Consider the following 6,716-nt stretch of genomic DNA (forward strand, 5'->3'; position numbering starts at 1 on the left):
AGGACCGTGAAACAACTTTGCGCCGATGATAGTGCTGCAACCAGTGTGAAAGTAGGTTATCGTCAGGCTTGTTATTCGAAAAAACCCCTTCCGGTGATCCGGTTGGGGTTTTTTTACGTCTGGTGCTTTTGCCTGGTGCGCGATTTTTGTCGTGCGTACGGCGAAGTTGCGCGAAGTTATGGCTCTTGAGCGCTTTTTGCGGGGGGGAGAGTGTGCCGCAAAAATGCCTATCATGCCCGGTCCATGTTGCGAACTGCGGGCACCGTCATGTTCTCTTCATATTCACACTGTACGATGGCTTGCATGGCTGCTGCCCTTGGGCGGCCAGGCCCTTTCATTCCATCAAGTAAATGTGTGCATCCATGTTGGCCAAGCTTAAACTCGTCAAAACTCCCAAAGGCATCGATAGCGTCTTGATGCTGTCGGCCATGCTGATACTCTGGATCGGCAATTACAGCAACCTCGATCTCATGATCGCGGACAGCATGTTCGACGGGACGCGTGGGCAATTTGCCGGCACGGGCAGCGCGTGGGCGGGCAATTTCCAGCTCGGCATGATCTCGCTTGGCTCCGCCATGATCTGCCTGGCCATCTGGGACACCTTGCATCCGCTGGCCTGGCTGGCCTCACGCCGCAGCGCCTTGCGCGTCGTGGCCCTGTCGGTCGTCTTGGTGCCGTTAAGCATTTATTTGCTCTCTTCCTTCAGCGATGTGCCTTGCCCCACGGATTTGCTGCGCTATGGCGGACTGGCGCCATACACGCGCCTGCTGGAAACATTGCCCGCCAATGCATCTGCCATGGTTTGCCTGCCGGCCATGCAGGCGAACACTGCCTGGTGGATGCTGGCCTTGCCATTGTTTTGCCTGCCCGGACGGCCACGCACGGCGCTTCTGCTCGCTGGTGTCATGCTGCTGTGCGGTTTGGCGGCAGGCTGGCAGCAACAGTTGCAAGGTACACAATTTTTTACGCACACCTTGTGGTCTGCCTGGATCGCCTCTTTCCTGATATATCTGCTGCATAATCTGCTCCGGGCCGAGGACGCGTTGGCCTGAAACATAAAAGTACGTCACAATCTGCTTGTCTAGTTGTCGTTTCATACAAAAACAGGAGCACCATGAACGAGCAGATTGCGAGAGAAGTGGTATTGGTCCGTGCTATCGAGACGGCCGACCAGAAAAAAGAAGTCCTCAGCGAGGATGACCGCATGTATGCCAGCCGCAGCGCGCGTGAGCTTGCGCAGTGGCAAGCTTCGGGCAAGCAGGCCGAAGTGACGGGTGACGATTTCCTGCAGCAGCGTTCCGAGCTGATCCTCAAGCGCATCACCGAACGCACGCCCGCCTTTGCCGCTTTCGCGAAACGCCGTAACGGCATGAAAGCCCTGGCGCTGACCTTGCCCTTGCTGGCCCTGCTGCTGGGCGCCGGGCTCGACCGCATCACGGATCCCCATCGCGTGGATCTGCTTTCGGCGCCCTTGCTGCTGATCATTGCGTGGAACGTACTGGTCTACCTGGGCTTGCTGATCTGGCTATGCATCCCCTCGCATTCCCTCGGCTGGCCGAAAGCGGGGCTGGTGCGCCACCTGAGCGTGGGCCGCCTGACCTTGCCGCGCAAGTTGCCGCACGCCTTGTCCTCGGGTTTGCTCAGCTTCATGGGGGAATGGGCGCACCTGAGCGCCAAGCTGACGGCCGCGCGCCTGAGCCGTACCATCCACTTGAGCGCCGCCATGTTTGCCATCGGCGCCGTCGCCTCGCTGTATGCGCGCGGTTTCCTGTCGCAATACGCAGCCGGTTGGGAAAGCACCTTTTTGAGCGCCAGCCAGGTGCACAGCCTGCTTTCAACCCTGTTTGCGCCGGCCATCGCCCTGTTTCATTTGCAAGGCTTTTCGCTGGCGGAAATCGAAGCGTTGCGTTTCCCGCAAACGACGACCGTGGAAGGCGGAGCGCGCTGGGTGCATTTGTATGCGGCAACCATCTTTCTGCTGGTGGTCGTTCCCCGCCTGATCCTGGCACTGGTCAACAATTGGCGCGCCGCGCGCCTGGCGAAACATTTTCCGCTGGATCTCGATCAACCGTATTTCCGCAAGCTCAATGAAAGCATCGGCGTGGCCACGGGCGGCATGCTGCGCGTCTTGCCATACAGCTTTACTGTCGATGAGGCGCGCCACAAGGGCCTGGGCCAGCTATCCATCATGCTGTTCGGCGAGCAGGGCCGCATGATGCTGCGTCCGTCGACGTCGTATGGCGAAGAGCCGCAGGACGTTCTGCGCGGCACGGACCTGAATGATCCGCAAGTCAATATCACGGCCGTGCTGTTCAACCTGACGGCGACGCCGGAAAAGGAAAATCATGGCGCCTTCCTCGATTACCTGGCGCAATCGTCGACACGCGGCATCGCCGTCCTGATCGACGAGTCCAGCTACCTGGAGCGCGCGGGCGAGCAGGCGGATAACGGCGCGCGCCTGGCGGAGCGAGTCGCCTTGTGGCAACAATTTTGCCAGTTCCACAAAACCACGGCAACCCTGGTCAATTTGCTCAATCCTGCCTTGCACCCGCTCGATGCTGGTGTCGGGCTGAAAGTATCGGCAGCAGCATGAGTGTGAATGTGAATAAAGAAGTGCAGGATGATGCGGTGCAGATTCAGTTCGCGCTGATTTCGCACACGAATAATGGCAAGACGACACTGGCGCGCACCCTGGTGGGCGTGGATATCGGCGAAGTGCGCGACGCCGCCCACGTGACCGTGTTTGCGGAATCGCATACCTTGCTGGCGACACCGCAGGGTGATGCCCTGCAATTATGGGATACGCCAGGCTTCGGCGACTCCGTGCGCCTGCTCAAGCGCCTGGGGCAGTCCGGCAATCCCATCGGCTGGTTCTTGCGCGAAGTGCTGGACCGTTATCGCGACCGCCCGTTCTGGCTCAGCCAGCAAGCGTTGCGCACGGCCAAGGACTCTGCCGACGTGGTGCTGTACCTGGTCAACTCCTCTGAAAATCCCCGGGACGCGGGCTACTTGCCAGCGGAAATGAAAATCCTCGCCTGGCTGGACAAGCCGGTGGTGGTCTTGCTCAATCAGATGGGACCGCCGCGTCCGGGTAATGAGGAGCACGGCGAGCAGGCGCGCTGGCGCGAGCATTTGCAGCAGTATCCGATCGTGCGCGACGTCCTGGCGCTCGATGCCTTTGCCCGCTGCTGGGTACATGAGCGCGTGTTTTACGAAGCCGTGGGTAAATTGTTACCGCAGTCGCAGCAAGCTGGCTACGCGCGGTTGTTTGCTGCCTGGCAAACGCAAAATACGGCGCGTTTCCAGCAGGCCATGCATTTGCTGGCCATGCAGCTGGCGGTGGCTGGGCAGGATCGCGAAGCCATTGATCCGGCGTCCAGAGGCTTGCTGAAAACGGCCTTGCAGGTCGTGGGTATCGGTAAGAATGCAGAGCAGCAACGCCAGGAAAAGGCCATGACCAGCCTGGTGGCGCGCCTCAATACGCACAGCAGCGTGACCACGCGTGAACTGTTGATCTTGCACAAACTCGACCCGACCGATGCGCATAAGATCAATAGCCGGATACGGGAAAATTTCGCCGTGCGCGCGCCGATCGACAAGGCGCAAGCGGGGCTCTTGGGCGCCATGATTTCCGGTGCCGCGACGGGGCTGTCGGCCGACCTGATTTCCGGCGGTTTGACACTGGGTACGGGGGCCTTGCTTGGCGGCGTGGTCGGTGCGCTGACGTTTGCCGGCGCAGCCTGGGGTTTTAATTCAGGTACGGACCGCAATGAGCCCACGATGCAATTTACCGATGCCTTTTTGCGTACCTTGGTGGTGGCGGGCGTGCTGCGTTACCTGGCGGTGGCGCACTTTGGCCGTGGCCGCGGCAACTTTGTCGAAAGCGAGGCGCCGGCCTTCTGGCAGGATGAGGTCGAGCAGGCGGTAGCGCGCCATGACGCTGCTCTGGCCGAGTTGTGGAAAGACGTGCGCCGGGAAAAGTCGCCGGAGCAAGCCGCCGAGCGCGTGCTGCCCCTCCTGTCGTCCATCACTTCCGATACCCTGGCGCGCCTGTATCCAGATGTGGCGCGCCTGGTGTAAATACCTGGTGTAGATCATCAGGCGCGGGTCTGCAGCCACTGCTCCAGAAACTGCACGCAGGCCCTGACCTTGGCAGATTTCGACAGCCGCGAGGTGGTCACCGCCCACACGTCGGCCGCCTGTTGATATGCAGGCAAAATGCGCATCAGCTTGCCTTGCGCCAAGCTGCTTTCCACATCCCATGCCGAACGCAAGATGATGCCGTGGCCATCCAGCGCCCATTGATGGACGATCTCGCCATTGTTGGCCGATAGCGGTCCATCGACCTTCACCGTTTCCACTCCTTGCGGTCCCTGCAGTTTCCAGCGCCGCCCATCCTGGTCGCGTTCGCGAATGACGATGCAGTCATGCTCGCGCAACTGCGCCAGGGTGTTCGGCGTTCCGCGTCGTGCCAGGTAGGCGGGCGCGGCGCACAGTACGCGTTGGTTGCTGGCAATACGGTGGGCGATCAGGTCCGGTTCATGGACCACGCCGATGCGAATGTCGAGATCGAAACCTTCGCCCAGCAGGTCGACGGGCCGGTCGAGCAATTCCAGCTGTATTTTCAGGTCTGGATACTGCCGTGCCAGCTGGGATAGGGCTGGACCGAGCCGGTTGCGTCCGAAACCGGAACTGGAGCAGATGCGCAGCACGCCTTGCGGCTGCAGTTTCGACTGCGCTACCGCCTCACCCATTTGCTCGACATCTTCCAGGATGCGCTGTGCCCATTGCCGCACGATCTCGCCGTGATCGGTGACGCTGACCCGGCGTGTGGTCCGGTGCAGCAAACGTACTTGCAGCGCCGCTTCCAGCATGCCGATGCGCTTGCTGACGACGGCCTTGGAAATGCCCAGTTCCAAGGCTGTGCCGGCGAAGCTGGTTTTATGGGCGACCTGGCAAAACAGGCGTAAGTCTTCCAGCAGCGGTGTATGTTTCATTGATTGACCACGAAATGTGAATACTTGGGTTATGAATCTCCTGATTGTATTCTCATGCGGTGCCAGTATCATCAATGCACCCATTTAGCATCCATAACCAGGAGAATCCCATGCCCACACACCGAATCGCAGTCATCGCCGGCGACGGCATCGGCAATGAAGTCATGCCGGAAGGGCTGCGTGTTGTCGAGGCCGCCGCGCGCCGTTTCAATATCGACCTGCAGTTCACGACGATGGCATGGGCCAATTGCGACTATTACCTGGAACACGGGCAAATGATGCCCCCGGACTGGTTTGCCCAGCTCAAGGATTTCGACGCCATCTATTTTGGCGCCGTGGGCTGGCCGGACAAGGTGCCCGACCACATCTCCTTATGGGGTTCGCTGTTGAAATTCCGGCGCGAGTTCGACGAATACGTCAATCTGCGTCCTGTGCGCTTGATGCCTGGTGTGCCGTGCCCGCTGGCGAATAAAAAGCCGGGCGATATCGATTTTTATGTGGTGCGTGAAAATACGGAAGGAGAGTATTCATCCGTGGGCGGGCGCATGTTCGAGGGGACGGAGCGCGAAACGGTGCTGCAGGAGTCTGTATTTACGCGCAAGGGTGTCGACCGTATCCTGAAGTATGCGTTTGAGCTGGCGCAAAGCCGGCCTAAAAAACACCTGACATCGGCCACGAAATCGAATGGCATCGCCATCAGCATGCCGTATTGGGATGAGCGGGTGGAAGCCATGGGCCCGAGCTTTCCCGATGTACGCTGGGATAAATACCATATCGACATCCTGGCGGCCCGTTTTGTATTGAGCCCCGAACGTTTCGACGTGGTGGTCGCTTCGAATCTGTTTGGCGACATACTGTCCGACCTGGGGCCCGCCTGCACGGGGACGATTGCCATCGCACCGTCGGCCAATATCAATCCGGAGCGGACTTTTCCTTCCGTTTTCGAGCCGGTGCACGGTTCCGCGCCCGATATCTATGGCCAGAATATCGCCAACCCGATCGGCATGATCTGGTCGGGCGCCATGATGCTGGATTTCCTCGGCAATGGCGATGCCAATTACACGGCGGCGCATGATGCGATTGTGCGGGCCATCGAGCAAGTGCTCGAGCATGGTCCGCGTACGCCAGATATGGGTGGCAGCGCCAGTACGACGGATGTCGGCATGGCGGTTGCCGAATTGCTGAAATAAAGCTTGCTGCCTGTGAGTGGCTTTGCTATAGTTCGCCTCCCCAATGAGACGCAGTCAAATGCGGCAGTTGAGGATCACCGGAAACGGCGATGAGTAGTAAGGAAGGTGTTGACGGATTTAGCGAAATGCTTCATACTCTTCCTTCTTCGCAGCTGACAAACACAACGCTTTGTCGATAGCACGAAAGCAGTACCGAATACAGTTCTTTAACAATTAACAGTCGATAAGTGTGGGCATTTGATGTAAGTGCAGCAGCGATCTTCGGATTGCTGTAATACTTAAAATATATCAAATGTTCACAAGAAATAATGAAATAGGATACTTCTTCGGAAGTAGCCTGTCAGTTTTTTGAGTGAGCAAATCTTTTGCAATGCAGAAGATTTGGATGGTAGCGATACTGTCCGACCTGTCAGAAATGACATTAAACAGAGATTAAACTGAAGAGTTTGATCCTGGCTCAGATTGAACGCTGGCGGCATGCCTTACACATGCAAGTCGAACGGCAGCACGGAGCTTGCTCTGGTGGCGA

6 protein-coding genes and 1 rRNA gene are annotated in these 6,716 nt (G+C 58.6%); 6 read left to right on the top strand and 1 reads right to left on the bottom strand.

The genetic code is table 11. From position 1 onward, the window contains the following. The 4 genes from O3301_RS28485 to O3301_RS28500 form a co-directional block, all read left to right on the top strand. On the top strand, nucleotides 1-189 hold a 189-nt coding region (locus tag O3301_RS28485; RefSeq protein ID WP_305058148.1), incomplete at its 5' end, for a hypothetical protein. A 173-nt stretch (nucleotides 190-362) separates the two neighbouring features. After that, nucleotides 363-1,052, top strand: a complete 690-nt coding sequence (locus O3301_RS28490; protein ID WP_305058149.1) for an acid phosphatase — start codon at nucleotides 363-365, stop codon at nucleotides 1,050-1,052. A 62-nt stretch (nucleotides 1,053-1,114) separates the two neighbouring features. After that, nucleotides 1,115-2,593: a DUF2868 domain-containing protein gene (locus O3301_RS28495; protein ID WP_289920027.1), complete on the top strand. Its 1,479-nt coding sequence runs from the start codon at nucleotides 1,115-1,117 to the stop codon at nucleotides 2,591-2,593. Next, nucleotides 2,590-4,080 carry a DUF3482 domain-containing protein gene (locus tag O3301_RS28500; RefSeq protein WP_305058150.1) on the top strand — a complete coding sequence of 497 codons (1,491 nt, stop codon included), beginning with the start codon at nucleotides 2,590-2,592 and terminating at the stop codon, nucleotides 4,078-4,080. The genes O3301_RS28495 and O3301_RS28500 overlap by 4 nt, the downstream gene beginning before the upstream one ends. A 17-nt stretch (nucleotides 4,081-4,097) precedes the next feature. Here O3301_RS28500 and O3301_RS28505 read toward each other — a convergent pair whose 3' ends face one another. Then, nucleotides 4,098-4,997, bottom strand: coding sequence for a LysR family transcriptional regulator (locus O3301_RS28505; protein ID WP_305058151.1), 900 nt, complete (start codon nucleotides 4,995-4,997; stop codon nucleotides 4,098-4,100). 110 nt (nucleotides 4,998-5,107) lie between these two features. Here O3301_RS28505 and O3301_RS28510 point away from each other — a divergent pair, with 110 nt between their 5' ends. Continuing rightward, on the top strand, nucleotides 5,108-6,187 hold the full coding sequence (locus O3301_RS28510; protein ID WP_305058152.1) for a tartrate dehydrogenase: 1,080 nt from the start codon (nucleotides 5,108-5,110) through the stop codon (nucleotides 6,185-6,187). A gap of 434 nt (nucleotides 6,188-6,621) precedes the next feature. After that, a 16S ribosomal RNA gene (locus O3301_RS28515) occupies nucleotides 6,622-6,716 on the top strand; the annotation flags it as partial.

It is taken from the genome of Janthinobacterium sp. SUN211, from assembly GCF_030587315.1.
GTDB lineage: Bacteria > Pseudomonadota > Gammaproteobacteria > Burkholderiales > Burkholderiaceae_D > Janthinobacterium > Janthinobacterium kumbetense.

Bases quoted from the DNA above. Each gene is read 5' to 3' on its own strand.
- O3301_RS28490 (WP_305058149.1), top strand. From the start codon at position 363: ATGTTGGCCAAGCTTAAACTCGTCAAAACTCCCAAAGGCATCGATAGC.
- O3301_RS28495 (WP_289920027.1), top strand. From the start codon at position 1,115: ATGAACGAGCAGATTGCGAGAGAAGTGGTATTGGTCCGTGCTATCGAG.
- O3301_RS28500 (WP_305058150.1), top strand. From the start codon at position 2,590: ATGAGTGTGAATGTGAATAAAGAAGTGCAGGATGATGCGGTGCAGATT.
- O3301_RS28505 (WP_305058151.1), bottom strand. From the start codon at position 4,997: ATGAAACATACACCGCTGCTGGAAGACTTACGCCTGTTTTGCCAGGTC.
- O3301_RS28510 (WP_305058152.1), top strand. From the start codon at position 5,108: ATGCCCACACACCGAATCGCAGTCATCGCCGGCGACGGCATCGGCAAT.